2 protein-coding genes are annotated in these 1582 nt (G+C 71.8%); one reads left to right on the top strand and one right to left on the bottom strand.

Annotation, left to right across the window (positions count from 1 at the left end):
* On the bottom strand, window positions 1-996 hold a 996-nt coding region (locus tag ACFWGJ_RS36205; RefSeq protein ID WP_387333091.1), incomplete at its 3' end, for a HAMP domain-containing protein.
* A gap of 154 nt (window positions 997-1150) precedes the next feature.
* Between ACFWGJ_RS36205 and ACFWGJ_RS36200 the strand changes: the two genes are divergently transcribed.
* The coding region (locus tag ACFWGJ_RS36200) for an ATP-binding protein (protein WP_387333089.1) at window positions 1151-1582 on the top strand (432 nt) is incomplete at its 3' end.

The raw sequence follows: 1582 nt of genomic DNA, 5'->3' as shown, positions 1-1582 counted from the left end.
CTTCAGCTCCAGGATCTCGCCCTGGGCACCGACGGTGATCTTCTGGCTCAGGTCGCCGTTGGCGACGGCCGTGGTCACCTGGGCGATGTTGCGGACCTGCGAGGTGAGGTTCGAGGCCATGAAGTTGACGTTGTCGGTCAGGTCCTTCCACACCCCGGACACCCCGCGCACCTGCGCCCGGCCGCCCAGCTCGCCCATCGTGCCGACCTCGCGGGCCACGCGGGTCACCTCGTCGGCGAAGGCGGAGAGCTGTTCGACCATCGTGTTCACGGTCAGCTTCAGTTCGAGCAGCTCACCCGTCGCCTCGACCGTCACCGTGCGCGTCAGGTCGCCGCGCGCCACCGCCGTGGTCACCAGGGCGATGTCACGGACCTGCGCGGTCAGCCGGGACGCCATCGTGTTGACCGCCTCGGTCACGTCCCGCCAACTGCCCGACAGGCCGGTCACCTTGGCCCGGCCGCCGAGACGGCCCTCCGTGCCGACCTCGCGTGCGACCCGGGTGACCTCTCCCGTGAAGAGGGACAGCTGGTCGACCATCTTGTTGACGGCCCGTCCCAGGCGCCGCAGATCGCCACGGAGCTGACGGTTGCCGTCGTGCAGGTCGACGCGCTGGGTCAGATCGCCGCCCGCCACCGCGTCGAGGACCCGGGTCGCGTTGGCGGCCGGCGCCACCAGGGCGTCGAGCAGTTGGTTCACGTCGTTGATCCGGGTCGTCCAGTTGCCCTGGCCCGGGCTCGCGGCGAGCCGCTCGTCCAGCCGGCCGTGGCGCACGATCTCCCGGCGGACGCGCTGGGCCTCCGTGTTGAAGTGCGTACTGCGGTCCACGATCTGGTTGAACACCATGCCCAGCTCGGCCACGATGCCGTGCCCCGTCGTCTCGGGCACCTTGCTGAAGTCGCCGTCCCGGGCGGACGTCATCGCGGCCAGGAGGGGACGCAGATCCGATGCGCGAATCTGTCCGTCTCCGAGCACATGCATAGCACTGTTCTCACTCATGGTGGCCCACTTCGGTAACTCGGTGCTTATGGGCGTAGTCAGTCTGTCACTCTGTCTGCATCGCTTGGGGCGTAATCGTCCGAACTGCTCAGGGAGACGCACAGTGGGGGCCATTCCGACGCAACGGGAGTCCGCGTCCCGTGCTCCTGGGGCCGTGGCGCGCCCGCACACGGTGGCCCGTACGTCCCTGCCGGGGAACTCCCTGGCACCGGGAGCGGCCCGCCGGTTCGTCCGCGCGACCCTCGCCGGCTGGGCCGAACTCGGCGTGCCCGGAGCGGAGTTGGTGACCGACCAGCTCGTCGGTGACGCGCTGGTGGTGGTCAGCGAGCTGGTCACGAACGCCGTGGTGCACGCCGGCACGGACGTGGAACTGCTGTGCCGTCTCGACGCCTGCACGGAGGACTGTGTGGCGCCGTTGCCCGGTGCGGGCGCCGGGCCGGCCCCCGCGTCGGGCCCGGCGTTGGGCCCGACGCCGGGCAGCGCGCCGGGCAGCACCGCGGGCGCCGCGCCAGGCAGCACCGCGGGCGCCACGCCTGGCGCCGCGCCCGGGGGCGTGCCGGACGGTTGGCCCGGTGCGGCCCCCGGC

This window comes from Streptomyces sp. NPDC060205 (assembly GCF_042728395.1).
Classification (GTDB): domain Bacteria; phylum Actinomycetota; class Actinomycetes; order Streptomycetales; family Streptomycetaceae; genus Streptomyces.
The sequence above is the reverse complement of the archived record's forward strand: the minus strand, read 5'-3'. Positions and strand labels throughout refer to the sequence as shown.